This window comes from Mycobacterium sp. DL, assembly GCF_039729195.1.
GTDB lineage: Bacteria > Actinomycetota > Actinomycetes > Mycobacteriales > Mycobacteriaceae > Mycobacterium > Mycobacterium hippocampi_A.
Map to the genome: position 1 here is coordinate 679,394 of NZ_CP155796.1, position 24,333 is coordinate 703,726.

Sequence of the window (24,333 nt, forward strand, 5' to 3'; positions counted from 1 at the left end):
CTACGGGTCAGTGCAGCTAGCGCAGGTCCCATACCTGCACACGTTGCCCGGCGGCCACCTCCGCGGTGTCTTCGTCGAGTTCGAGCAGGCAGTTCGCCGACGCGAGCCACCGCAGATGATGCGACGCCGGGGGCCCGTAACTGGTCACCGTGTCCTCGGTCAGCACACCGCGGCGGAACTGCCGCTTGCCGCGCGGCGAGGTGAGGTCCTCGGCCAGTACGGCGGTGCGCCGCGGCCGGTCGGGGTTCGGCAGGCCCATCGCGGCCCGCAACGCGGGGCGGATGAACACCTCGAACGACACCAGCGCGCTGACCGGGTTGCCCGGCAGCGTGATGATCGCGGTATTGGCGTCGTCGTCCAACACCCCAGCGCCCTGCGGCATCCCCGGCTGCATCGCGACCTTCACGAACTCGACGGTCCCCGACAAGGCGTCTTTGACCACCTCGTAGGCGCCGGCGCTGACGCCACCGGTGGTGACGACCAGGTCCACGCTTCCGTCAGGACCCGAGTGCATACCCAGCGTCTCGCGGAACGCGTCGACGTCGTCGCCGGTCACCGGTGAGGCCACCACCTCGCCGCCCGCGTCACGGACGGCGGCCGCCAGCATCACCGCGTTGGACTCGTAGATCTGGCCCGGCTGCAACGGGGTGCCTGGTGCCACCAACTCGGTTCCGGTGGACAACACCAGCACCCGCTGGCGCGGGATCACGGTCAGTTCGGGCAGCCCGAGCGCGGCCGCCAGACCCAGTACCGCGGGCGTCACCACCTGGCCGGCCCTCAGCACGGTGCTGCCCGCGGTGACGTCCTCGCCCGCGCGACGGATGTGCTGGCCCGGCCGGACACTCGCCCGAATCGTGACGGTGTCGATCCCGCCGTCGGTGGCCTCCACGGGCACCACCCCCGTCGCGCCCGACGGCAGCGGCGCGCCGGTCATGATCCGTTGCGCGGTGCCGGCGGTGATGGTCAGCATGTCGGTGCGACCGGCGGGGATGTCCTCGGTGACCGGCAGCCGCACCGGAGTCTGCTCGGTCGCCGTCGCGATGTCGTCGACGAGAACCGCGTAGCCGTCCATCGCCGAGTTGTCGAAGCCGGGCAGCGACAACGGCGCGACGACGTCGTCGGCGAGCACCAGGCCGAGGGTGTCGGCGACCGGCAAGGTCACCGGCGGGCGGGCGGTGATCAGGTCGGCGACGACCTGCCGATGCTCTTCGACGGAGCGCATCACACCCCGAACTTCACGCCGGTCAGCTCCTCGGAGACCGTCCACAGCCGCTGCTGCACCTCGACGTCGTGCGACATGCGGTTGGACTGGACCACGACCGGATGGCCGACCAACTCCCGGAAGCCTGACGGGCCGTAGTACTGGCCCCCCTGCGCGCCGGGATCGGTCGCTGCCCGCAACGTCCCGAGCGCGCCCACCGCCGGGCTGTTGGTGACCAGGCCGGCCAACTGGCTGAACCCGGGCAGTCCGGACCCGGGGACGTGGCGCATCAGTTCGGTGTTGGAGATACCGGGGTGGGCGGCCACCGCGATCGTCGGCGCGCCCCTTGTGGCGAGCCTGCGCTGCAGTTCGTAGGTGAACATCAGGTTCGCGAGCTTGGACTGACCGTAGGCCGAGACCCGGTTGTAGCTTCGTTCCCACTGCAGGTCGTCGAAATGAATGCCGGCCCGGATGTTGTGGGCGATGCTGGCGACGGTCACCACCCGGGAACCGTCGACCGGGAGCAGATGGTCGAGCAGCAGGCCGGTGAGCGCAAAGTGGCCCAGATGGTTGGTGCCGAACTGCAATTCGAAGCCGTCGCTGGTGGTTTGTTTCGGCGGGTACATCACCCCGGCGTTGTTGACCAGCAGATCGATCCGGGGATACGCGGTACGCAATGCATCGGCGGCCGCCCGCACACTGGCCAGCGACGACAGGTCCAGCTCCTGCAGCGCCAGGTCGGCTCCCGGCTGGCTGCGGGTGATCGCGTCGACAGCCTCCTTGCCCTTGACGAGGTTGCGCACCGCCACGACGACGTGGGCGCCCTTTCCGGCGAGCACGGCTGCGGCCTCGTAGCCGATGCCGGTGTTGGCTCCGGTGACGATCACCACCCTGCCGGACTGGTCGGGCACGTCGGTCGCAGTCCACTTGGCACTCATCGGTTCAACATACTTCGGTGCCGATGAGCCATGCTCGACACATGCACTTGAATGAGCCGGCCCACCGGCCGAGCCGCAAGGCGCCAGTGGTCTGGGCGATCGGGGCGGCGATCCCGTGGCTGATCCTGGTGGTGGCGCAGGCGGTGTGGTTCGGCGTGGACGGCCGGTACGGGTGGCTTCATGTGCTGCTCGCGGCCGGCACCGTGCTGGGTATCGGGGTTTTTGTGGTGGTGGTTCCGTTGTGGCGCTACCGCGTTCACCGTTGGGACATCGACCCCACCGCGGTGTACACCCGATCAGGCTGGCTGGTGCAGGAGCGCAGGATCGCCCCGATCTCGCGGGTGCAGACCGTCGACACCTACCGGGGTCCGCTGGACCGGGTGTTCGGGTTGGCCAACGTCACGGTGACGACGGCGTCGTCGGCCGGTGCGGTGCGGATCGTCGCGCTGGACGCCGATGTCGCGGACCGGGTGGTCGCGCAGCTCACCGACATCGCCGCGCTCGGCGCCGAGGATGCCACGTGACGGCAGGTGTCGGTGAGCAGTGGCGCCGCCTGAGCCCGCGCATGCTGCTGGTACACCCGGTGCACGAGGTGCTGCGGCAGCTCCCGGTGCTGATCGGCGCGCTGGTGCTCGGGTCGACGACAGGCAACCCGCTGTGGACGCTGCTCGGCGTGGGTCTGGTCATCGCCTACGGTCTGGCCCGGTGGTTCACCACGACGTACCGCATCGGTGTCGACGAGGTGCAGCTGCGCACCGGGGTGTTGCAGCGCAAGGTGCTTTCGGTGCCCCGCAACCGGATTCGCTCGGTGTCCACCGATGCGCGGCTGTTGCACCGGCTGCTCGGTCTGACGGTGCTGCAGGTGAGCACCGGGCAGGAGGCCGCCGGGGACACCTCTTTTGCACTCGACGCGGTGCCCGCGCGTGAGGTCCCGGCGCTGCGGGCCACGCTGCTGGCGGAGTCGCTGGCACCCGGGCCGCTGGACCAGGGCAGGGTGTTGGCCCGCTGGCAGCCGTCGTGGCTTCGCTACAGCCCGCTGACGCTGGCCGGGCTGTTGATGATCGCCGCTGCGTTCGGTGTCGTCTATCAGACCGGAGTGGTTGCCGCACTGGAGGATTCGGGCCTCTTTCGGGTGGGCGCCGATGTCGCCGAGAATGTCGGGGTTCTCGGTGTCGTGGTTGTCGTCGTGCTGGTGATCGTAGTGGCCTCGGTGGCCCTGTCGGTCACGCAGTCGCTGCTGACCTACGCCAACCTGTCTCTGCGACGCGATGCCGACCTCCTGCATCTGTCGCACGGGCTGCTGCGGGCACGCGAGCACACCTTCGACATGCGCCGGCTGCGGGGAGGCTCGTTGCGGGAACCGCTGATCGTGCGGCTGTTCGGTGGTGCGCGACTGGATGCGGTGATGACCGGCGTCGCGGGGGCCGGGGAGGCGTCGCAGCTTCTGCCGCCGTGTCCGAGGCTCACCGCGGAATCGGTTCTGGCCGACCTGATCGCGCAGCCCGACGCGGTCACCGGCCCGCTGACCCCGCACGGACCTGCAGCGACCCGCAGGCGCTGGTTCCGTGCGATGATGCTGCCCGCCGTGGTGGCGCTTGTGGTGGCCGTCCTGGCGATCACCACCGGGGTCGCGGTGTGGGTGTGGCCCGCGCTGCTCGCGCTGCTGCTGTTCAGCGTGTTCCTGGCCGTCGACAGGTCCCGCTCGCTGGGGCACCGGGTGGGTGGCGGCTGGCTGGTGGCCCGGGCCGGGAGTGTGCAGCGGCGCCGCGACTGCGTGGCCGCCGACGGCATCATCGGGTGGACCGTGCGCCAGAGCCTGATGCAGCGCAGGGCCGGGGTGGCCACGCTGATCGCCGCGACCGCGGCCGGGGTGAAACGCTACGAGGTCGTCGACGTGCCCGCCGACCTGGCATGGACCATGGCGGCGACCACCTCACCCTGGCTGCGGGCCACCCGCTGGGCTCGAGGCCAAGGGTCCGAGTTGCGCTCCCCCTGACGGCGTTTACTGTCGCACCATGGCAATCGGTGGAGTGCTCTTCGACATCGATGGCGTGCTGGTGACCTCATGGAAGCCGATCCCGGGCGCGGCGGAAACCCTGCGCAGGATGGCCGAGCGCCAGGTCGCGTGCGCGTATCTGACCAATACGACCACCCGAACCCGCACTCAGATCGCCGAACTGCTGACCGAGGCGGGCATGAGCGTGCGCGCCGACGAGGTGATCACCGCGGCCGTGCTGACCGCCGACTACGTCCGCAGTCGCTATCCGGATGCCCGCTGCTTCCTGGTCAACAGCGGCCAGATCGCCGAGGACATGCCCGGCATCGACATCGTGTACTCCAGCGAGTTCACCGGGCAGAAGGCGCCGGAGGCACCCGATGTGGTGCTGCTCGGCGGGGCCGGACCCGAATACACCCATCTGACGTTGTCGTGGGTGTACGACTGGATGGCGCAGGGTGTTCCGGTGGTGGCCATGCACCGCAGCACCGCGTGGACCACCGCCGACGGCTTGCGGGTCGACACCGGCATGTACCTGATTGGGATGGAGGAGACCTCCGGGCGCAAGGTCACCGCCGTCGGCAAGCCGGCGCCGGAGGGTTTCCTGTCGGCGGCGGGCCGGCTCGGGGTGGACCCCGACGAGATGTACATGGTCGGCGACGACCTCAACAACGATGTGCTCGCCGCGCAGGTGGTCGGCATGACCGGTGTGCTGGTGCGCACCGGCAAGTTCCGCCAGGACACGTTGGATCGTTGGGCTGCAGACGAATTCGCCATGCAGCCGAATCACGTGATCGACTCGGTGGCCGACCTGCCGGAGCTGCTCGGTTTGTAGCGATGAGTTTGTGGACGCGACCGAGTCGGTAGTGGCATGACCGAAACCATGATCGTGACGACCACCATCGACGCACCGGCCGAGAACGTTTTTGATGTGCTGGCCGATCCTTCGACCCATCAGGCCATCGACGGCACGGGATGGGTGCGGGAATCACTGGATGGGAGATCACTGTCCGAGACCGGGCAGATCTTCCGGATCGCGATGCACCACGACAACCATCCCGACGGGCACTACGAGATGGCCAACCGGGTCGAGGTGTACGACCGACCCCGTGCGATCGCGTGGCAGCCCGGCCAGGCCGGCGAGGACGGCACGCTCGAATTCGGTGGTTGGATCTGGCGTTACGACCTCGAGCAGATCGGGCCGCAGCAGACCCGGGTGACGCTCACCTACGACTGGTCGGCGGTGCCCGCGATGTTGCACGAACACATCGAGTTCCCGCCGTTTCCCGTCGAGCACCTGGAGAACTCGCTGGCGAATCTGGACAAGCTGCTCGTCGTCAGGCGGTGAGTTCGCGCTGCAGGACCCGGACCGCCTCGATCCGGGCCTTGATCTGATCGGTGGTGGCCGCGGCCAGCGGCGGGCCACCGCAGCGGCGGCGCAGCTCGTTGTGGATCCAGCCGTGCGGGCGCCCGGTGCGGTGATGCGCCAGTGACACCAGCGTGTTGAGCTCCTGGCGGAGTTCCCGCAGCTGGCCGTGCGTCGACGGCCGCGCCACCACACCCTCGACGGTCCGCTTCGTCAGCTGTTCTTCTTGCCTGCGCCGCAACAGGTCTCGCATCTGATTGCTGTCGAGCAGACCCGGGATGCCGAGATAGTCGGCCTCCTCCTCGCTGCCCGCGGGGGTTGCGGAGCCGAACGAGGAACCGTCGAAGATCACCTGGTCGAGTTCGGCGTCGGCACCCAGGTACTCGATCCCCTTCTCCTGGAGATCTGGTTCGTCACGCTTCTGCTCGGCGAGTTCGGCGTCGAGCGGATCGTCGAGCGTCTCCCGGTGCGGCTTGCCCAGGATGTGGTTGCGCTGGGCCTCCATCTCGCTGGCCAGCAGGAGAAGGTTCGGTACCGAGGGCAGGAAGATGCTGGCCGACTCGCCGGGCTGGCGCGAGCGCACGAACCGGCCGATCGCCTGCGCGAAGAACAGCGGAGTGGAGGCGCTGGTGGCGTACACGCCGACGGCCAGGCGCGGCACGTCGACACCCTCGGAGACCATGCGAACGGCCACCATCCACTTCGAACTGCCCGCCGAGAACTCCGTGATGCGGTCCGAGGAGCCCTTGTCGTCGGAGAGCACCACGGTGGGCGCCTCGCCGGTGATCGTGTGCAGCAGGTCGGCGTAGGCGCGGGCCGCGGTCTGGTCGGAGGCGATGATCATGCCGCCGGCGTCGGGGACGTGCTGACGCAGACCCCGCAACCGGGTGTCGGCGGCGGCGATCACCGCGGGCATCCACTGGCCTGCCGGGTTGAGCGCGGTTTTCCAGGCCCTCGCGGTCTGCTCGGCCGTCAGCGGTTCACCGAGGCGGGCCGCGTGTTCCTCGCCCGCGCTGTCGCGCCAGCGGGCCTCGCCCGAGTAGGCCATGAACATCACCGGCCGGACGACTCCGTCGGCGAGCGCGTCGGAGTAGCCGTAGGTGTGGTCGGCCTGAGAGCGCATCAGACCTTCGTGGTCGGGGGAGTAGCTGACGAAGGGGATCGCGCTGTCGTCGCTGCGGAACGGGGTGCCGGTCAGCGCGAGCCGCCGGGTCGCGTCGTCGAACGCCTCGCGAATGGCCTCGCCCCAGCTCTTGGCGTCACCGCCGTGATGGATCTCGTCGAAGACGACCAGGGTCTTGCGATTCTCGGTGCGCACCCGGTGCCGGGTGGGGTGGCTGGCGACCTGGGCGTAGGTGACCACGACGCCGTGGTACTCCGAGGACGTCTGGGAGTTGGAGTTCGAGAACTTCGGGTCCAGCGCGATCCCGAGTCGGGCGGCCGCCTGGGCCCACTGGATCTTGAGGTGTTCGGTGGGGACGACGACGGTGACGGCCTCGATGGTGCCCTCGGCGAACAACTCGGCGACAATCCGCAGCGCGAAGGTGGTCTTGCCGGAGCCCGGGGTCGCGACAGCCAGGAAGTCACGCGGCTTGGCGGCCAGGTATTTCACCAGCGCCCGTCGCTGCCAGCCCCGCAAAGCCTGGGTGCTGGGCGCTGCGTCAGCCCGCACCCTGTGACTCCTCTCTGAACGGAATGCAGTCTAGGGCAGGCGGTTACGCGACCGCATTTCCGCGGCGTGTCCGGGTCGCGTGTCGGCTCCGGTGGCTAGACCGGGAACGTCACCTTCGTCAGCTCCTCGGAGACGGTCCACAGTCGACGCTGCAGGTCGATGTCGTAGGACTGCGCGCTGGAGGCGACGACCACGGGGTTGCCCCGCTGCTGGGCGATGCCGTCGGGACCGTAGTACTGGCCGCCGAGTGCGCCCGGGTCGGTGGCGGCGCGCAGGGTCGGCAGGGCACCGGCGGCGGCGCTCTGGGTGATCAGCGGAAAGACCACCTGGGCCGCGCGCAGCACCGGCTTGGGAAGGTTGCGTGCCAGCTCGGTGTCCGACGTCCCCGGGTGAGCGGCGACGGCGACGGTCTTGCCACGGGGGGCCAGCCGACGCTGGAGCTCGTAGGTGAACAGCAGGTTGGCCAGCTTCGATTGCGAGTAGGCGCCCATCCGGCTGTAGGAGCGGTCCCACTGCAGGTCGTCGAAGTGGATGGAGCCGCCCATCTTGTGGCCGTTGCTGCTGACCGTCACCACCCGGGCGCCGGGGACATCGAGCAGCTTCTCCAGCAGCTGACCGGTCAGCGCGAAGTGGCCCAGATGGTTGGTGCCGAACTGCAGCTCGAAGCCGTCCTTGGTGTTGCCCTTCGGGGTGGTCATCACCCCGGCGTTGTTGATCAGCAGGTCGATCGTGTCGAAGCGGGACTTCAGCGCATCGGCAGCAGCGCCGATGGAATCCAACGACGTCAGATCGAGTTCCTGCACTTGGACGTCCCCGGTCATCTGGGAGGCCGCCTTCGCGCCTTTGTCGGTATCGCGGACGGCGATCACGACGGTCGCGCCCTTGGCGGCCAGGGCTTTGGCGGTCTCGAATCCGAGTCCGGTGTTCGCGCCGGTGATGACGGCGGTGCGGCCGGTCTGGTCGGGGATGTGGGCGGTGGTCCAGTCGGTCATGTCTGTCTCCTCAGAAGGGTGCATCGGGGCGTGCCTGTGGTGTCGTGGAAAGGTCGCGCTTTCGGTCCGGCCTATACCCGGTAGCTGACGCCCGTCAACTCTTCGGACACCGACCAGAGCCTGCGTTGGAGCGCTTCGTCGTGCGACTGTCGACTCGACGAGACCACCTTCGGGTAGCCGCGGAGCTCGAAGGGTCCCGACGGGCCGAAGTACTGGCCGCCTTCGGCCGCCGGATCGGTGGCGGCACGCAGGGTCGGCAGGGCTCCCATCGCAGCGGTCTGCGACACCAACCGGAATACGGGATCCAGAAGCGGTAGGTGCCGACCGAGTTCGGTGTTCGACCCGCCCGGGTGTGCCGCGAGCGCTGCCGTCGACGATCCGGCGGTACCCAATCGCCGCTGCAGCTCATAGGTGAACAGCAAATTGGCGAGCTTGGACTGCCCGTAGGCGACGACGCGATTGTAGTTGTGCTGCAGCTGGAGGTCGTCGAAGTGGATGCCTGCCCGAATGCGGTGGCCGACGCTGCTGACGGTCACGACGCGCCCGGCCGGCGCAGCCGTGACCCGGTCGAGGAGCAGGCCGGTCAGCGCGAAGTGACCCAGATGGTTCGTGCCGAACTGGAGCTCGAAGCCCTCGGCTGTCTCCTGGCGCGGCGTGTACATCACCCCGGCGTTGTTGATGAGCAGATCGATGGTGGCGTGGTCGTTCTTGAGCTGATCGGCGGCCGCACGCACCGAGGACAGCGAGCTGAGGTCGAGCTCCTGCAGTTCCACGGTCGCCTCGGGGGTCGTCTGCTGAATGCGACGGACCGCGTCCTTGCCCTTGTCCAGGTTGCGCACCGCGATGACGACGCGGGCAGCCTTGGCTGCCAGCGCTGCAGCGGTCTCGTAGCCCAGGCCGGTGTTGGCGCCGGTGATCACCGCGGTGCGTCCGGTCTGGTCGGGAATGTCGGCCGTGGTCCAGTTCGTCATGAGGGTCTCCTAGAATGGGTCGAAACGGGGCGTTCGCTCCGGTAATGGATCACTATACGGAACGCTCGCCCCGCTTTTTTGTTCCCCGGAGGTTCTTGTTGACCCGGCCGCTGCGCGCAGACGCGGCCCGCAACCGTGCCCGCGTGCTCGAGGTCGCCTACGACACCTTCGCCAGCGACGGACTGTCGGTGCCGATCGACGAGATCGCCCGGCGCGCGGGCGTTGGTGCCGGCACGGTGTACCGACACTTCCCGACCAAGGAAGATCTCTTCCGTGCCGTGGTCGACAACCGCATCCGCAGCATCGTCGCCGCCGGCCGGGCGCTACTGGACGACGGCGACCCCGCTCAGGCGTTGTTCACGTTTCTGCGGACCATGGTGCTGCAGTGGGGGGCGACCGATCGGGGGCTCAGCGAGGCGCTCGCCGGGGTGGGTGTCGACGTCAACGCCGCGATCCCCGAGGCGGAGGGCGACTTCCTCGAGATGCTCGGCATGCTGCTGCGAGCCGGGCAGGACGCCGGGGCCGTGCGCGGCGATGTCGATGTCGCCGACGTGAAGGCATTGCTGGTCGGATTGCAGGCGATGCAGGGGTACAACGGCGACGCCGCGGGCCGACTGATCGACGTGGTGCTCGGGGGCCTGGGGGCGAAGGCGTAGATCCCGCCGACGGACCCCCCCGGACCTTGCACTCGACCAGGTCGAGTGCTAAGAATGCAGTTGGCACTCACGACCGGTGAGTGCTAGGTCGGGACGGTGAGACGGGGGCGCCGCACACGCGGAGCACATCCCCTGTCGTCCGTCGCGGGCACTGCGCCCGGCCAGCAAGACGTGCATCCCCAATCCGGAGGAAACACTTCGCAATGTCCAAGATAATTGCGTATGACGAAGAGGCCCGCCGCGGCCTCGAGCGGGGCCTCAACGCCCTCGCCGACGCGGTCAAGGTGACGTTGGGCCCCAAGGGTCGCAACGTCGTCCTGGAGAAGAAGTGGGGCGCTCCCACGATCACCAACGATGGGGTTTCCATCGCCAAGGAGATCGAGCTGGAGGACCCGTACGAGAAGATCGGCGCAGAGCTGGTCAAGGAAGTCGCCAAGAAGACCGACGACGTCGCAGGTGACGGCACCACCACCGCCACCGTGCTGGCCCAGGCACTCGTTCGCGAGGGTCTGCGCAACGTCGCCGCCGGCGCCAACCCGCTCGGCCTCAAGCGCGGCATCGAGAAGGCCGTCGCGAAGGTCACCGAGACGCTGCTGAAGTCGGCCAAGGAGGTCGAGACCAAGGAGCAGATCGCTGCCACCGCTGCGATCTCCGCCGGCGACGTCCAGATCGGCGAGCTCATCGCCGAGGCCATGGACAAGGTCGGCAACGAGGGTGTCATCACCGTCGAGGAGTCCAACACCTTCGGTCTGCAGCTCGAGCTGACCGAGGGTATGCGCTTCGACAAGGGATACATCTCGGGTTACTTCGTGACCGACGCCGAGCGCCAGGAAGCCGTCCTGGAGGATCCCTACATCCTGCTGGTCAGCTCCAAGGTGTCGACCGTCAAGGACCTGCTCCCGCTGCTGGAGAAGGTCATCCAGGCCGGCAAGCCGCTGCTGATCATCGCCGAGGACGTCGAGGGCGAAGCCCTGTCGACCCTGGTGGTCAACAAGATCCGCGGCACCTTCAAGTCCGTCGCCGTCAAGGCTCCGGGCTTCGGTGACCGCCGCAAGGCCATGCTGCAGGACATCGCGATCCTGACCGGTGGCCAGGTTGTCAGCGAAGAGGTCGGTCTGTCCCTGGAGACCGCCGACGTCGCGCTGCTCGGTACCGCCCGCAAGGTCGTCGTGACCAAGGACGAGACCACCATCGTCGAGGGCGCCGGTGACTCCGACGCCATCGCCGGCCGGGTGTCTCAGATCCGCGCCGAGATCGAGAACAGCGATTCCGACTACGACCGCGAGAAGCTGCAGGAACGTCTGGCCAAGCTGGCCGGCGGCGTTGCGGTGATCAAGGCCGGAGCTGCCACCGAGGTGGAGCTCAAGGAGCGCAAGCACCGCATCGAGGACGCCGTTCGCAACGCGAAGGCTGCCGTCGAAGAGGGCATCGTCGCCGGTGGCGGCGTGGCGCTGCTGCAGTCGGCTCCGTCGCTGGACGAGCTGGACCTGACCGGCGACGAGGCCACTGGTGCCAACATCGTCCGGGTCTCGCTGTCGGCCCCGCTCAAGCAGATCGCCTTCAACGGTGGCCTGGAGCCGGGTGTCGTCGCGGAGAAGGTCTCGAACCTTCCCGCGGGTCACGGCCTGAACGCCGCGACCGGTGAGTACGAGGACCTGCTCAAGGCCGGCGTCGCCGACCCGGTGAAGGTCACCCGCTCGGCGCTGCAGAACGCAGCGTCCATCGCGGCGCTGTTCCTCACCACCGAGGCCGTCGTCGCCGACAAGCCGGAGAAGGCGTCCGCACCTGCGGGCGACCCGACCGGTGGCATGGGCGGCATGGACTTCTAGTCCCTGTACGAGAAAAGCCCGGCTCGCTGAAACATCCAAGCGAGCCGGGCTTTTTCGTCGGCTCAGGTCGGGGCCGGGCGATGCAGGACTGCGCCGACGGGCGTCACGGTCACCGCGTCCCCGTCGACGCGGCCCCGGCCGTCGACGATCAGGCTGTGGCCGCCCGGATCGTGTGGCGGCCACACCAGGGTCACGTCCGGATGTGCAGAAGTGTTGCGCCGGGTGCCGTTGCCGACGGGCCCCACGTCGAAGGTGCCGCCGGACAGCACCGGCGAAACCGCCACGGTGTGGGCGCGGAAGTCGTCACCGACCGTCACGAGGTAGGCGAACGTGAAGTCGGCGAGCGTGCCGGACAACCGGTCGAGATCCACCTTGACGCTCATGTGGCGAGACTACGGGTCGGGGCCCGCCGCGCGCCGGAAGTAGGCCGCCACGAAGGGCGCGATCGCCAGCACGATGAGCATTCGCGAGATCTGGGCTGCGGCGACGAACGTGACGTCCGAACCGGTGGAGGCGGCGGTACCCATGACCGCATAGATCCCGCCGGGTGTGGTCGCGAGATAGGCATCCAGCGGGGTGGCATCGGTGGTGAGCGTCAGGACCCAACCCAGGCCCGCACACGCCACGAGCGTCACCACGATGGTCAGCATGGCCGTCGGCACCATTCGGCCGATCGACTTCAGGCTTCCCACAGTGAATTTCAGACCGACCTGGACACCGATCGCCAGATACCCGAGACCCGCGATGATCACCGGGACCTGCGCCTCGGCGAAATACGGCACCAGGGTCAGCGGCGCGGACACCAGCAGCGGCCCGAGCAGCGCAGGCGACGGCATGCGCAGCAGCTTGCCCACGGCCAGACCGCCGGCGATGGCCAGCGCGACGAACGGCAGATCGACCCGCCAGTCACCGGCTGCGATGGACAGCCCGCCACCTTCGTCGTAGGCGCCGAACAGCAGCGTCACCACCACCGGCATCGTCAGCAGCACGATCAGCAGCCGCAAATACTGCAGCACGGCGATGACACGCGAGTCCGCCCCGAGGTCATCGGCCATCGCCGTCAGACCGATTGCGCCACCGGCGATCGAGGAGAACGCGGCGGTCGCCGGGCTGGCACCCTTGCGGGTCAGCAGGCTGCCGACGAGCACGCTGACCACCAGCGCGAAACAGGAGATCCCGATGACGATCAGCCATCGGGTACCCAGGCCGGCCAGGGTCTCCCACTCGATGGCCGAACCGACGATCGCGCCGACCACCGCCTGGCCGCCCTGAAACCACGACCCGGGCAGTCGCAGCGGCGCCGACGGCCGCGCCAGCGCATAGATCAGTGCGCCGACGAGGCCGCCGAACAGCAACGGCGTCGGCAGTGCGATCAGGATGAAACCCAGCGAGACCGCGGAGACGACTACAAGCAGCAGCAGCCAGCGACCTATGGCGGACGCCACCGCCGCAGTTACCTGGCCACCGCGAAGAGATCTGTCGCAGAGGTCATTTCATCCAGTCGCCAGGCGACGTTCCAGAGGCTGCCGGGATTGTCGAGGTGCCCGGCGAGCCGGACCACTTTGTCCTGCAGTTCCTCGTCGGTCATCGGTGCCGAGGTGCTACCGGTCGCGTGCTCGACCGTGAGATCGACTGTCCTGCCGCCGACCAACGTCGCGGTCATCCGGCAGGAGTCGGCGGCCAGCGAAGGATCCAACGTCACCGTGACCAGCTTGCGCACCTGCTGGATCTGCGGATCCGTGGCGGTTTCGTCGCTGAACTCCGGTGGCCCGCCGGCCCCGCGCACCAGGCCGACGGCAAAGCAGTGGTACACCGAGAACTTGCTCTGCAGGCCGGTTTTGGGATCGGCGACACCCATCACGTCGAGAACCCGCGGATGCACCTCGAGCGTCACCGACTCCAGTTGAGTGGGATCGACACCGTCGGCGCGGAGCTGCCTGCCGGCGTCGATGACCGGGTGGCTGACTATTCCGCAGCTGTACGGTTTGAGGGCGTTGCTCTCGACCAGCCACCGTGACCCCAGATCCGACATCGGGGACCAGTCGACGTCGGCGGCCATCAGCGCTGCCATCCCGCGTCGGCCGGCCAACGGTTCCACCGGCCCGGTGAATCCCTGCTCGGCCAGCAGTGCGGCCTCGACTCCGATGGATGCGGCACGCCCCACCTGGAAGGACTTCGTCATCGACCCGAGTTGCTCGGTGTGTCCGGCAGCCTGGGTCGCGGCGATGGCGATTGCGTCCGCGGTGCGCTGCGCGTCGAGCCCGAGAATCCGGGCTGCCGCACACGCCGCCCCGATCGGACCGGTGGTCGCGGTGACATGCCAGCCGCGGTCGAAGTGGCTGGGCCACAGGCAGTCACCGAGCCTGCTGGCCACCTCGACGCCGGCCACCACCCCGGTCATCAACGTTGCGCCGTCGGCGCCCGCGAGCTGGGCGACGGCCAGCGCCGCGGGCACGATCGGCGCCCCGGGATGCAGGATGCAGGACAGGTAGGTGTCGTCGAAATCCTCGACGTGGGCGGTCAGTCCGTTCACCAGAGCGGCCCACGGCGCGGTGAGTTGCTCAGTGCGGCCGAGCACCTGTGCCGGGCCTGTCTGGCCGAGGTCCGCCGCAGCCGCCAGCACCGCCTCGGCGGCCGGATCGTGGGCGGCGCCCACCGACAGCCCGATCACATTGGCGGCGGTGCGGCGCGCGGCGACCCGGGCAGATTCGGGAACGTCGTCCCAGTTCAGCTGAGCGACAAATGAACTGATGCGTGGCGTGATGTCATTGCTCATGCGGAAGTGCCAATCTTGTGGGCGTCGGTGTCGGCCAGTGCGGAGAACCAGCCCTGAGCGGAGGGTGCGGTCGCGACGGTGCGGGCGGCGTCGACGATCTCCTTCTCCCGCCCTGGCAGTGTCCGTTCCACCAGGGCGAGGACCTTGCGGTCGAGCTGATCGTCGGTCAGGGGCATCTCGAGGCTTCCCCGGGCGTGCTGCACGGTTCGGCTCTCAGAGCTGCCGTCGGTCAGGAAAGCGGTGAGATGGGCAGTTGCCCTGGGGATCTCAGCGTCCGGCAGCAGTCGTACCTTGGCGCGCATATCGATGACCGGAGCGGAGCGCACATGGGCGTCCTCATAGGACTTGAGGTCCACGGGACCGTTGAGGACACCGCACGCGACACCGTGGATCGTGGAGAACCGCGCCGCCAACCCGTCGTGTGGATCGGGATTCCCGGTCAGTTCCACCACCAGGGGATGGCAGCGCACCTCGACACGCTCGACCTCACGACCGGCCACCGCCTGATGCAGCGCCTCGGCCGCCTCGATGGCGGGATGGCTGACGATGCCACACGGATAGGGCTTGTAGGTGTTGTCGAGCAACTCCCACCGCTCGCCCCAGCCGTCGACCAGCTTGGTCTCGTCGAGTTCCGGTGCCATCACCCGGAAGTACCCTCGGGGACCGTCCAGCGCCGACGGCGAAGCGGTGAGGCCACGTGCGGCGACGACCGCAGCGACCAGACCGTTCGCGGCGGCCTTGCCCGGGTGCAGCGGCTTGTTCATCGTGCCGAAGCCCTCGCGATGCCCGATCGTCATGCTGGAGGCGATACCGAGTGCGCGACCGGTGGTTTCGGCGTCCAGGCCCATCAGCATCGCTGCCGCGGTGGCCGCCCCGAACGGTCCGACAGTGCCGGTGATGTGCCAGCCCTCGTCGTAGTGCGACGGTGACATCGCCACCGCCACCCGAAGCTGTAGTTCGATGCCGATTGCAAAGGCGCGCAGCAGTTCGTCGCCCGTCCGGTCCTGCAACCAGCTCGCCCCGAGCGCGGCGCCGAGGGTGGCGGCGCCAGGGTGCACGACGGTGGCGAGGTGGGTGTCGTCGAAATCGTCGAGGTGCGCGGCGAACCCGGTGAGCACCGCCGCGGAGGGAGGATCGAAGGTGTCCGCGCGACCCGGTACCGGCACCGTCCCGGGCGCACCGGCCCGCCGCATCCCGGCGGCGACGATGTCGGTCTCGGTGGTGGTCGCCGCCCCGATGGTGGTGCCCACCACGTTGAGCAGACTGCGCACCGCCTCGGTGCGTACCGGGCCTTCGACCCGGTCCGCGACGGCGAGGGCCTGCCCGGCCAGTTCGGTCAGATCGATCATGACGCATCCTTCTGAGTTGAGCCGCCCTCGAAGAGGGCCGCGATGTCCTGCCAGTCGGCGCCGAGCACGGTGTCGGCGCGGTCGCCCACACAATCGCGCACCTTCTGCGCCAGCTGGTCCCGGGTGACGGGCCGGCCCGGAGCGCCGGGGGGAATGTCGATCTCACCCGAGTGGGTCCGGCCGTCGGCAGTCGTCAAGCCCACCCGCACAACGTCTTCGAGCAGCCCGCTGCCGCCGGGTGACAGATGGACGGCGACGCTACGGGTCAGGCGGGCGACCTCGGGTCGGTGCACCGAGTCATCCGAGAAGCTGTCGAATCCGGGGAATCCGTCCAGGACGCCGACGGCCAGGGCGTGCTCGAGACAGAACTTGGCTTCCAGACCCGAGGTCGGCTGGTGGTGCACCAACGGCTGCACCGCCGATTCGGTCAGCCACACGTCGATCCGGTCGACGTCGCCGGGAGCGACGTCGCGAGCCAGTTCGGCCGCACACGCGATGGGTCGTTGCAGTGCGTAACAACAGGGGTAGACCTTGACAGCCAGTCCGCCGGGCACCATCTCGGCCGAATCCAGTGCGAGGTCGAACGGCGGCTCCGACACCAGAGCCAGCCACGCGTCGACCACCCGGAGATCAGCTGTGGCACCGCTTGCGGCCAACCGGGCCGCCCGGATTCCGGCGTCGACCGCCAGCCCGACCTGGATTGCCTTGCCGTCGCTGCCGAATGCGCGTTGCACGCCTCCGGCACTGGACACCGCCAGGGCTATCGCGGTGGCGGTGCGCTCGACGTCGAGACCGAGGGCGCTGGCAGCGACGGCGGCGGCACCCATGGGCGCCGTCGTCGAGGTGGCGTGCCAGCCGCGCGAGTAGTGGTTCCAACCCAGGGCGGCCCCCAACCGCGCCATCACCCCCGCACCGGCCAGATAGGCGGCTGCGTCACCGCCGACGGCTGCGGCCGCAGGTACACACACGGTGCTGATGTGGGTGGTGGACGGCAGGTGCAGATCGTCGTAGTCCAGGACGTGGGCCTGGGCCGCCCAGCGCGCAGCGGGCGGCAGTTCGGAGACCAGGGCGGTCAGCGGATGGCCGGCCCCAGCCATGGCGACGGCGACGGTGTCGATCAGAGCCGTCTGCGCAAGCTCGAGATCGGCGGGTCCCGGTACCGCGTCGTGTGCCCACTGGGCCAACGACTCGGCGGTGCTGCGCACCTCGGTCGGCATCGGGGCCGTCATCGTTTGGCTGCCGAGAGCACTTCGGCGGTGAGTGTGTTGGTGATGGTGGTGATGTCGGGGCAGGTGTCGAGGGTCCAGAGTTGGTGGATGAGGTCGGTGGTCTGTGTGGTGCCAAGGATGGGTTCGATGAGGTCGACCGCTTTGGCGGTGATCTCGTCGTCGGTCATGGGGTCGTCGACGGTGCCGCGGACCGCGCCGATGTAGCGGTGGCGGGTGGTGCCGTCGGTGAGGGTGACGGTGACCTCGGCGGTGCGGACGCCGGCTTTGTCGGGGTCGGGGATCAGGTCGGTTTTCTGGCGGAGCGCGCTGATCAGTGGGTCGGTCATGCGGTCGTCGTCGTGGGCCATGGCGAAGCTGAAGGCTCTGTCGACCAGCGTGCCGGCGACGAGGTATTGGCAGCAGATGTCGGGCATGCTCCGGTTGTCGACGACGCGGCACAGGTCGTGCGGTAGCACGATGCGGATGTTGGTGACCTGTGCGGGGTCGATGGGGTGTTCTTCGACGAGTTCGAGGATGGCTTGGACGGCGGCTTGGGCTGGGGAGCCGACGGCGAATTTCTTGATGTTGGTGGCCATGATTTCGTAGCGCTGCCCGAGTTTGTCGGCGAGTTCGTCGCGGCGTACGTCGGCGGACAGGGCGTCGAGGAAGTTGGGGGTGCCGGCGAAGACGTCGGCGACGCCGTCGCAGCCGGAGGCGACCATGGCCGCGGAGCGGACTCCGTTGGAGGCGGGCATGCCGGCGAAGACGAAGGCTTTCTCGATGTGGTTGGGGTCGCGGACCCAGCTGGTGACTCCGGCGGCGCTCTGGGCGGCGTAGGACAGGGTGTGGCGGTTCTGTTCTTCGGTGAATCGGTAGAGGGCCGCGGCGGTTGCGGCGGCGCCGAACAGGCCGCAGTAGGCGTGGGTGCTGCGGCCGTGAGATTCGGTGTTCAGTACCGGTTTTCCGAGGCTGAGTACGACCCGGGTGCCGGTGTCGTAGCCCGCGGCCACCGCGCGCAGGAGTTCTTCGCCGCTGCTGTGGCGCAGGTCGCCGATGGCCAGGGCGGCGGGTACGACGGCGCATCCGGGGTGGCTGATGGAGCGGGCGTGGGAGTCGTCGGTTTCGTCGGCGTGAGCGGACATGCCGTTGGCCAGGGCCGCCTCGACCACTCCGGCGCGGCCGCCGCCGATCAGTGCGCTGGGGCCCTCGGCGGTGTCGCCGACGTAGGCCAACCCGCGGATTCCGGCGGGTAGTTGCGCACCGGAGACCATCGCCGCGACGGTGTCGATGACGTGGTGTTTGGTTTTGTGGATCACCTCCGCGGGCAAGGACGTGTCCGGCACACCTGCCAGATACTCCGCCAACCGCCGTGTCTGCTCACTGACCTCAACAACCATCAAAAGACCTTTCTCGAAGTACCGGTGTTCATTCGGGCCTGCGCCCGGCGGGTCGACCTCACATGTAGGCACCACCGTTCACCGAAATCACCTGTCCTGTGACGTATCCGGCGTCCTCACCGCAGAGGTAGGACACCGTGCCCGCGACGTCGTCCACCGTTCCGATGCGGCCCACGGGATTGCTCTGCTCACCCAGATGTTGATAGTGCTTTTCGGCAACACCGGAATCCCCGAGGCCGGGTCGGCGCTCGGTGTCGATCAGTCCGGGGGAGATGGCATTGACCGTGACGCCCGAACCACCGGCCTCGTGCGCGCAGGCTTTGGTCAGGCCGATCAGCCCGGCTTTGGCGGCGATCACCGGTGCCCGGCCTGCCGCGCCCGACTGGCCCGACATTCCGGCGATGTTGACGATCCGCCCCCAGCGACGTTCCCGCATGCCGGGCAGCACCGCCTTCGATGTCAGGAACGCGCCGGTGAGAACCGTGGCCAGCACCGCATCCCAGTGCTCGAGCTGAATCGACTCGATCGGTCCGTGTGCCCGGATGCCGGCGTTGTTGACCACTGCATCGATTGCCCCCCAGGCGTTTTCCACCTCGCGGACAAGGCGGTCCACGTCCGCTTCGACGCTGATGTCACCGGCGAACCAGCGAACCGCGTCACCCGCGCCGTCGTCGGCCAACGCAGCGGCCGCGGCGACGACGCCGGCCTGGTCGCGGCCGGTGAGGCAGACGTTCCAGCCGTCGGCGAGCAGCCGACGGGCGATCGCCAGCCCGATGTTCCGGCTTGCGCCGGTGACGATTGCGGCCCGCACGGGGCCTCCCTTCTAGTTGTGCTGATCGACCGTCTCGGCCGCGGCGGCGCGCTCGTTGCGACGCTTCCGCACGCTGGAGAACGCCATCGCAGCCAGAGCGGCGACCAGGATCGCCCACAGGATGTTGACGACGATCGAACCGAAGAAGTACGACGGGCCGTCGGCCAACTGCAGACTGCGCAGCAGGTACTCCTCCGCGAGAGGCCCGAGGATGATGCCGAGGATGAGCGGGATCACCGGATATCCGTTGAGTCGCAACAGAAGCCCGACCACACCGAAGAACAGAGCCAATCCCACGTCGAAGATCGAGTTGCGGATCGCGTACACACCGACCATCGACATGAACAGCACCGTCGGAACCAGCAGGGACAGCGGCACCTTCGTGACCGAGGCCAGCGGACCGGCCAGCAGCACGCCGAGCGGCAGGATCAGGACACTGGCCACGATCAGCGCGAGCGCCACCGCGAACACCTCGGCGCTGTTGGTCTGCAGCACCCGCGGCCCGGGCTGGATGCCCTGCAGGTAGAACGCGGCCAACACGACGGCCATGGTGGCGCTGCCCGGAATGCCGAGGGTGAACGTGGGAATCAGGCTCGAACTCGCGACCGCGTTGTCGCAGGCTTCCGAGGCGATGATGCCCTTGTGGCTGCCCTTGCCGAACTCCTCCGGGGTCTTGGAGCGTCGCTTCTCGAACGAGTAGCTGATGAAGTTGGCGACCGCGGCGCCGAGGCCCGGGATGATGCCGAGGATGATGCCGACACCGCTTGCCCGTCCCACGGCCCCGGGTTGTTTCAGGGTCGCCTTGACACCGTCGATGGCGTCCCGGGTCTCCTTGCGTAGTCCGCCGGGCTTGATGCCCTGTTCCTTCTGGTTCTTCTGCATCTGATCGGAACCGACCAGCATCAGCATCTCGCTGATCGCGAACACACCGATCAGCGCCGCGAGGAACGGAACTCCGTCGTAGAGCTGGAGTTCGCCGAAGGTGAACCGGGTTTCGGCGGTCCCGGGGCTGACCCCCACCACGGCGAGCAGCAGCCCGAGCAGGCCCACCATCACGCCCTTGCGCGCCGAGCCGCCCATGAGTGAGGACGCGACGACAAGACCGAGCACGATGATGGCGAACATCTCGCGGGCACCGAATTTCAGCGACAGCGCACCGAGCGGTTCGAGCAGGAACAGCACGAACAGCCCACTGATCACACCGCCGAGCACCGAGGCCATGCGGGCGATACCGATGGCCAGTCCCGCCTGACCCTTCTTCGCCAGCGGATAACCGTCCAGCGCCGTGACCGCAGATCCGGCTTCACCGGGCACGTTGAACAGGATGGCCGGCACGGCACCGCCGAATTGTGCTCCGGCATAGATGCTCACGATCAAGACCAGCGAGTTCTCCAGCGGCAGCGTGATGGCAAACGGCAGTAGCAGCGCGGCGGTGTTGGAGGTGCTCAGTCCCGGCAGTACGCCGACGACAAAGCCGACCGACACGCCGACGACCAACCACATCATCGGTGCCGGCTGCAACAACAGATCGAGACCGGAGGTTATGTTGTCGAGCATCAGAATCCTCTGGCAAGTGGTAGGGGCAGCCCGAGCAGAATGCTGAACAACACATAGCCCAGGCCCACGAGAACGAGGGGAAAGCCGATGAGCACCAACGGCTTTCGTATACCCAGGATCCACAGGCCCCCGAGGATCATCACGCCGGCGGCCGGGTAGAAGCCGATCGGGGTGACCAGCCACACGCTGAGGGCCACCAACACGATGAACGCGACGACCCGCCAGGCGACCAATCTGCCGTACTCGGCGTCCGGTTCGTCATGGTCGGCGCGTTCCCGCAGATCTGTGATGACGTTCCAGATGCCGATCAGCGCAAGCAGGGTGGCGAGTACCCGCGGATAACCCTTGTCCGCCGGGTTGAGGTCCATCGACATCATCCAGGCGAGAACCCCGGTCAGGATCGCCATGCCGCCCGGGGTGGCGACGAGGAGGATCCTCGCCGCCACACTGCCCGTGTGCTGGTCGGTTGTTGTCACAGGCTCAGCCGGCGAATGCATTCGGATTCGCCTCGAGGAGCTGCTCGATGTTGTCCTGGGACTCTTGGGCAAGAGCTTCCAGTTCGTCGGGTGTCAGGTACGACACCTTCGACTGCTCGCCGAGCTGCTCCAGGTTCGCCAGGTATTCCTCGTTCTCCAACGACGTCTGCAGCGCGTCGACGAGTGCCTGGTAGCGCTCGGGGTTGTTGTCACGGCACTCGGCGGACGCGAACAGCACGTAGTTCGAAGCGTTGGCAGGAAGGTCGACACCGAGCGCCTCGTTGATCGGGGGTGCGTTGTCGGTCACGTCGGGCCATTTGTTCTCCGGCTGGCTCACGGCGATCACCCGGGTGTCGTCGGCGATCGCCAGGCTGTTGAACACACCCGCGTGGGTGGCGTCGACCTCGCCGCTGACCAGTGCGGTACGCGAGGGCCCGCCCCCGTCGTAGCCGATGATGTTCAGATCGATTCCGAGGTCACGCTCCATCTGCAGCAACGCGATGTAGTTGTTGCTCTGCAGGTCCGAGACGCTGATCTTGATCTGGCCGGGCCGGGCCTTGGCATCGTCGACGAACGCCTGGATGTCCGGCCACTGTGAGTCGTTGCGTACCCGGATGACACCGGGTTCGATGCTGATGCCACCGACCGGAGCGAAGCTGGCGAGGTCGTAGTCGACGTCCTGGGTCATGTACGAGAAGTTCAGGTGGGGGATCCCGTGGGTGACGATGCTGGTGCAATCGGCTCCGTTGGTCAGCATCGTCTGGGCGCCGATGGCGTAGCCGCCACCTTCGTGGTTCTCGACGGTCGCGGTGGTGCCGAGCGCCTCGGTGAAGGCGGGCTCCAATTGGCGGGTGGTGGTGTCGAACCCGCCGCCGGGCGCGCTGGACACGACCCAGCGCAGCGGGGTGTTGGCGAAGTCGGTGCCCTCGGAGTCGGAGGCGCATCCCGACAGCGCCAGCGCGACCGTTGCGGTGCCGGCGAGGATCGTGCGGGTGGTGTGACGTTTCATGCTCAATCCGATCTTCTGTGATCTGGGTCAACCTCCACCATATGGCCGTACATTTGAGAGTCAACCCTCACGGCGAAATTGATGGAAGTGGTATCAGTGCTGTTCAAAGGTCAATTGACCGCAACGAGCACCGCGGCGACTGCGTAAAATCATGCGGCCATATCGCAGTCGCACCGCTGCCCCGCGTCGGTGGGATTCAACCTCGAGCGGATGCTTCCCGTCTAGCGGAAAGGTAATCCGTACAGCGGGAACGTTAGGCCGGGTCGACCCGATGTGTCAACCGTCACGACGGATCGGCTTCACGCTGTGGCTCACACCGGGGTGGAGTACCCCAGCTCCGACGAGATATCGGCAGCGGCTTGCAGAATCGCGGGCAGATTGCGATACATCCAGTCCTCGGTCACCCGCATGGCGGGTCCCGTCACGCTCATCGCGGCGATGACCGAACCGGTGTAGTCCCACAGCGGCACCGCTATCGACCGGATTCCGGCCACCCGTTCCTCGAAGGAGAAGGTGTAGCCGTTGCGCCGTACCAGGTCGATCTGATGCAGCAGTTCCTCGCGGTCCACCACCGTGCTGGAGGTGACGCTCTCGAGTGGCCCGGACAGCACGGCGGCAATGGTCGGCTCGTCGGCATAGGCGAGCAGCACCCGGCCGGGGGCACCCTGATACAGCGGGATCGCCTGGCCCCACTCGGTGTACGTGCGCCGGAGCGGTTGAGTGCTTTCGACCTGGTCGATGACGAACCGGCCACTGCCTTTGATCACATGCAATCCCACCGTCTCGCCGGTGGCATCACGCAGTCGTGTCATCACCGGTCGGGCCACCGCGGTGAGGTTCCCGGTGTCCCGGGCGGCGGCGGCCAGTTGCAGAATCCGCGGTCCCAGTGCGTAATTCGGCCCCACCTTCGTCACCAGGCCGTGAGTGCACAACGAGGCCAATACCCGGTGCGCGGTGCTGGTGCTCAATCCCGTCGCCCGGGCGATGTCGCTGACACCGAGTCGCAGCGTGCCACGGGTGAATACGTCCAACACGGCCACGGCGCGGTCCACGGCGGCGATCCCACTCTGAGGCGCGAACGCCGGGTCTCCCGAATCATCGGCGGCTGGCGGCATCGAAATCCCCTTGCTCAACTGCGTGCGCGTCGCAGGCTGGACCGGTAGCTGTACAGCGAGGTGACGAACCTGGAAACCGCCAGTTCTACCGCGTCACCCGCCATCGTTCGATACATCCGGTCGATCCTGAGCATCGGCTCCCCGGGCTCACATTCGGTGGCCGCCGCGACCCGGGCATCTGCCAGCGCGACGGTGATCGTCTGGTCCGCCCCGCCGATCGGGTCCGGCAGGACCGGGTCGAGCAACCCGATGATCGTCCGCGAACTGCGGGCACCCCGTTGCACCTCAGGGGCCTCGGCGATCAACGCGCCGATCTCCGGCGGCAGGTACACGTCGGTGACACAGAACGGAACTCCGAGGTGGAGGCGGCGGAAGGACACCGTGCTGATGGCGTCTCCGGACAACCCGAGACGGCCGGCGGCCTCGATCTCGACCCGCCGGGTGAGCGGCGTCAGCACCTCCATCTCGGTGTCGATCGACAGGCTCAGCAGATCTTCCACCGTCCCGAACCGCCGCAGATACTGCGAGCCGCCACGTGCGGCGAAGGTGCCGCGACCCGGCGTGCGGGTCACCAGGCCGTCGGACACCAGTTCCTGGTACGCCCGCCGGACCGTCTGGCGACTCACCCCGTGTTGTTCGGCAAGTTCCGCTTCGGTGGGCAGCCGAAGTTCGGCGTCGGGGGAGCGCAGCACCGTCAGTCGTAATGCCTCGGCGATTCGCCGATAGGCCGGTCCCGCGGTCGATTCGGCGGTCATCCGACCAGAGCACCTCCCCCTGCGGCAGCGCGTTTCGTCCAGAGCTGATGGCGATATGTACGCATTCTCAGGGCCAAATGTCAACGTTCGCCGAGGCGCGAAGCGAGACCCGCGTGCGTTGCAGTCCCGTTCATACGCGCCGGAGCAGGGGTTAGGCCGGGGACGCCGGGTTCACTCTGGCAGGAATCAGTCACACGCTTTGTACATACATTGACGCGATTCCGCAGGCCGGTGCGCGGCGTGTGCCACCGCCCTCAGA

Annotated in this window: 23 protein-coding genes; 6 read left to right on the forward strand and 17 right to left on the reverse strand. The window is 68.0% G+C overall.

Annotation, left to right across the window (positions count from 1 at the left end):
- Window positions 1-16 precede the first annotated feature (16 nt).
- Both glp and ABDC78_RS03245 read right to left on the reverse strand, forming a co-directional pair.
- Entirely contained in the window at window positions 17-1,222 is a 1,206-nt protein-coding gene (glp, locus tag ABDC78_RS03240; protein ID WP_178361321.1) for a gephyrin-like molybdotransferase Glp, read from the reverse strand.
- Complete coding sequence (locus ABDC78_RS03245; protein ID WP_178361322.1) at window positions 1,222-2,139, reverse strand: SDR family NAD(P)-dependent oxidoreductase; 918 nt, start codon at window positions 2,137-2,139, stop codon at window positions 1,222-1,224. The genes glp and ABDC78_RS03245 overlap by 1 nt, the downstream gene beginning before the upstream one ends.
- 41 nt (window positions 2,140-2,180) lie before the next feature.
- Here ABDC78_RS03245 and ABDC78_RS03250 point away from each other — a divergent pair, with 41 nt between their 5' ends.
- From ABDC78_RS03250 to ABDC78_RS03265, 4 genes are read left to right on the forward strand one after another with little or no spacing between them, the layout of a single operon-like run.
- Complete coding sequence (locus ABDC78_RS03250; RefSeq protein WP_178361323.1) at window positions 2,181-2,663, forward strand: PH domain-containing protein; 483 nt, start codon at window positions 2,181-2,183, stop codon at window positions 2,661-2,663.
- A 41-nt stretch (window positions 2,664-2,704) separates the two neighbouring features.
- Entirely contained in the window at window positions 2,705-4,135 is a 1,431-nt protein-coding gene (locus ABDC78_RS03255) for a PH domain-containing protein (RefSeq protein ID WP_178361515.1), read from the forward strand.
- 19 nt (window positions 4,136-4,154) lie between these two features.
- Window positions 4,155-4,970, forward strand: a complete 816-nt coding sequence (locus ABDC78_RS03260) for an HAD-IIA family hydrolase (protein ID WP_178361324.1) — start codon at window positions 4,155-4,157, stop codon at window positions 4,968-4,970.
- A 36-nt stretch (window positions 4,971-5,006) separates the two neighbouring features.
- Window positions 5,007-5,483: an SRPBCC family protein gene (locus ABDC78_RS03265; RefSeq protein WP_178361325.1), complete on the forward strand. Its 477-nt coding sequence runs from the start codon at window positions 5,007-5,009 to the stop codon at window positions 5,481-5,483.
- Here the strand turns inward: ABDC78_RS03265 and ABDC78_RS03270 are convergent.
- From ABDC78_RS03270 to ABDC78_RS03280, 3 genes are all read right to left on the reverse strand, one after another.
- Window positions 5,473-7,173, reverse strand: coding sequence for a DEAD/DEAH box helicase (locus ABDC78_RS03270; RefSeq protein WP_178361326.1), 1,701 nt, complete (start codon window positions 7,171-7,173; stop codon window positions 5,473-5,475). The two genes, ABDC78_RS03265 and ABDC78_RS03270, sit on opposite strands and share 11 nt — an antisense overlap.
- 95 nt (window positions 7,174-7,268) lie before the next feature.
- Window positions 7,269-8,165: an SDR family NAD(P)-dependent oxidoreductase gene (locus ABDC78_RS03275; protein ID WP_178361327.1), complete on the reverse strand. Its 897-nt coding sequence runs from the start codon at window positions 8,163-8,165 to the stop codon at window positions 7,269-7,271.
- 71 nt (window positions 8,166-8,236) lie between these two features.
- Window positions 8,237-9,136 carry an SDR family NAD(P)-dependent oxidoreductase gene (locus ABDC78_RS03280; RefSeq protein WP_178361328.1) on the reverse strand — a complete coding sequence of 300 codons (900 nt, stop codon included), beginning with the start codon at window positions 9,134-9,136 and terminating at the stop codon, window positions 8,237-8,239.
- A gap of 110 nt (window positions 9,137-9,246) precedes the next feature.
- Between ABDC78_RS03280 and ABDC78_RS03285 the strand changes: the two genes are divergently transcribed.
- Window positions 9,247-9,792 carry a TetR/AcrR family transcriptional regulator gene (locus tag ABDC78_RS03285; protein ID WP_256736391.1) on the forward strand — a complete coding sequence of 182 codons (546 nt, stop codon included), beginning with the start codon at window positions 9,247-9,249 and terminating at the stop codon, window positions 9,790-9,792.
- A 203-nt stretch (window positions 9,793-9,995) separates the two neighbouring features.
- Complete coding sequence (gene groL / locus ABDC78_RS03290) at window positions 9,996-11,621, forward strand: chaperonin GroEL (RefSeq protein WP_178361330.1); 1,626 nt, start codon at window positions 9,996-9,998, stop codon at window positions 11,619-11,621.
- Between the two features lie 62 nt (window positions 11,622-11,683).
- On the opposite strand, the gene ABDC78_RS03295 is transcribed toward groL, so the two are convergent.
- The 12 genes from ABDC78_RS03295 to ABDC78_RS03350 form a co-directional block, all read right to left on the reverse strand.
- A complete protein-coding gene (locus ABDC78_RS03295) occupies window positions 11,684-12,004 on the reverse strand; it encodes a pyridoxamine 5'-phosphate oxidase family protein (RefSeq protein ID WP_178361331.1) in 321 nt (106 codons plus the stop codon).
- A 9-nt stretch (window positions 12,005-12,013) separates the two neighbouring features.
- A complete protein-coding gene (locus ABDC78_RS03300) occupies window positions 12,014-13,066 on the reverse strand; it encodes an AbrB family transcriptional regulator (protein WP_347133310.1) in 1,053 nt (350 codons plus the stop codon).
- Between the two features lie 8 nt (window positions 13,067-13,074).
- Window positions 13,075-14,397, reverse strand: coding sequence for an MmgE/PrpD family protein (locus ABDC78_RS03305; protein WP_178361332.1), 1,323 nt, complete (start codon window positions 14,395-14,397; stop codon window positions 13,075-13,077).
- Entirely contained in the window at window positions 14,394-15,746 is a 1,353-nt protein-coding gene (locus ABDC78_RS03310; RefSeq protein ID WP_178361333.1) for an MmgE/PrpD family protein, read from the reverse strand. Before ABDC78_RS03310 ends, ABDC78_RS03305 begins: the two co-directional genes overlap by 4 nt.
- On the reverse strand, window positions 15,743-16,975 hold the full coding sequence (locus ABDC78_RS03315; protein ID WP_178361334.1) for an MmgE/PrpD family protein: 1,233 nt from the start codon (window positions 16,973-16,975) through the stop codon (window positions 15,743-15,745). The genes ABDC78_RS03310 and ABDC78_RS03315 overlap by 4 nt, the downstream gene beginning before the upstream one ends.
- Window positions 16,972-18,351: an MmgE/PrpD family protein gene (locus tag ABDC78_RS03320; RefSeq protein ID WP_178361335.1), complete on the reverse strand. Its 1,380-nt coding sequence runs from the start codon at window positions 18,349-18,351 to the stop codon at window positions 16,972-16,974. Before ABDC78_RS03320 ends, ABDC78_RS03315 begins: the two co-directional genes overlap by 4 nt.
- 58 nt (window positions 18,352-18,409) lie before the next feature.
- Window positions 18,410-19,162, reverse strand: coding sequence for an SDR family NAD(P)-dependent oxidoreductase (locus ABDC78_RS03325; protein WP_178361336.1), 753 nt, complete (start codon window positions 19,160-19,162; stop codon window positions 18,410-18,412).
- 12 nt (window positions 19,163-19,174) lie between these two features.
- Window positions 19,175-20,719 carry a tripartite tricarboxylate transporter permease gene (locus ABDC78_RS03330; protein WP_178361337.1) on the reverse strand — a complete coding sequence of 515 codons (1,545 nt, stop codon included), beginning with the start codon at window positions 20,717-20,719 and terminating at the stop codon, window positions 19,175-19,177.
- Window positions 20,719-21,195 (reverse strand): tripartite tricarboxylate transporter TctB family protein, encoded by a 477-nt coding sequence (locus ABDC78_RS03335; RefSeq protein WP_178361338.1) that lies wholly within the window; start codon window positions 21,193-21,195, stop codon window positions 20,719-20,721. Before ABDC78_RS03335 ends, ABDC78_RS03330 begins: the two co-directional genes overlap by 1 nt.
- 4 nt (window positions 21,196-21,199) lie before the next feature.
- A complete protein-coding gene (locus ABDC78_RS03340; RefSeq protein WP_178361339.1) occupies window positions 21,200-22,204 on the reverse strand; it encodes a tripartite tricarboxylate transporter substrate binding protein in 1,005 nt (334 codons plus the stop codon).
- A 311-nt stretch (window positions 22,205-22,515) separates the two neighbouring features.
- Window positions 22,516-23,319, reverse strand: a complete 804-nt coding sequence (locus ABDC78_RS03345; protein WP_178361340.1) for an IclR family transcriptional regulator — start codon at window positions 23,317-23,319, stop codon at window positions 22,516-22,518.
- Between the two features lie 14 nt (window positions 23,320-23,333).
- Entirely contained in the window at window positions 23,334-24,074 is a 741-nt protein-coding gene (locus tag ABDC78_RS03350) for a GntR family transcriptional regulator (protein ID WP_178361341.1), read from the reverse strand.
- Window positions 24,075-24,333: the final 259 nt, after the last annotated feature.

Coding starts and splice junctions, on each gene's coding strand:
- glp (WP_178361321.1), bottom strand. CDS start 1,222: ATGCGCTCCGTCGAAGAGCATCGGCAGGTCGTCGCCGACCTGATCACC.
- ABDC78_RS03245 (WP_178361322.1), bottom strand. CDS start 2,139: ATGAGTGCCAAGTGGACTGCGACCGACGTGCCCGACCAGTCCGGCAGG.
- ABDC78_RS03250 (WP_178361323.1), top strand. CDS start 2,181: ATGCACTTGAATGAGCCGGCCCACCGGCCGAGCCGCAAGGCGCCAGTG.
- ABDC78_RS03255 (WP_178361515.1), top strand. CDS start 2,705: ATGCTGCTGGTACACCCGGTGCACGAGGTGCTGCGGCAGCTCCCGGTG.
- ABDC78_RS03260 (WP_178361324.1), top strand. CDS start 4,155: ATGGCAATCGGTGGAGTGCTCTTCGACATCGATGGCGTGCTGGTGACC.
- ABDC78_RS03265 (WP_178361325.1), top strand. CDS start 5,007: ATGACCGAAACCATGATCGTGACGACCACCATCGACGCACCGGCCGAG.
- ABDC78_RS03275 (WP_178361327.1), bottom strand. CDS start 8,165: ATGACCGACTGGACCACCGCCCACATCCCCGACCAGACCGGCCGCACC.
- ABDC78_RS03280 (WP_178361328.1), bottom strand. CDS start 9,136: ATGACGAACTGGACCACGGCCGACATTCCCGACCAGACCGGACGCACC.
- groL (WP_178361330.1), top strand. CDS start 9,996: ATGTCCAAGATAATTGCGTATGACGAAGAGGCCCGCCGCGGCCTCGAG.
- ABDC78_RS03295 (WP_178361331.1), bottom strand. CDS start 12,004: ATGAGCGTCAAGGTGGATCTCGACCGGTTGTCCGGCACGCTCGCCGAC.
- ABDC78_RS03305 (WP_178361332.1), bottom strand. CDS start 14,397: ATGAGCAATGACATCACGCCACGCATCAGTTCATTTGTCGCTCAGCTG.
- ABDC78_RS03310 (WP_178361333.1), bottom strand. CDS start 15,746: ATGATCGATCTGACCGAACTGGCCGGGCAGGCCCTCGCCGTCGCGGAC.
- ABDC78_RS03315 (WP_178361334.1), bottom strand. CDS start 16,975: ATGACGGCCCCGATGCCGACCGAGGTGCGCAGCACCGCCGAGTCGTTG.
- ABDC78_RS03320 (WP_178361335.1), bottom strand. CDS start 18,351: ATGGTTGTTGAGGTCAGTGAGCAGACACGGCGGTTGGCGGAGTATCTG.
- ABDC78_RS03330 (WP_178361337.1), bottom strand. CDS start 20,719: ATGCTCGACAACATAACCTCCGGTCTCGATCTGTTGTTGCAGCCGGCA.
- ABDC78_RS03340 (WP_178361339.1), bottom strand. CDS start 22,204: ATGAAACGTCACACCACCCGCACGATCCTCGCCGGCACCGCAACGGTC.
- ABDC78_RS03345 (WP_178361340.1), bottom strand. CDS start 23,319: ATGCCGCCAGCCGCCGATGATTCGGGAGACCCGGCGTTCGCGCCTCAG.
- ABDC78_RS03350 (WP_178361341.1), bottom strand. CDS start 24,074: ATGACCGCCGAATCGACCGCGGGACCGGCCTATCGGCGAATCGCCGAG.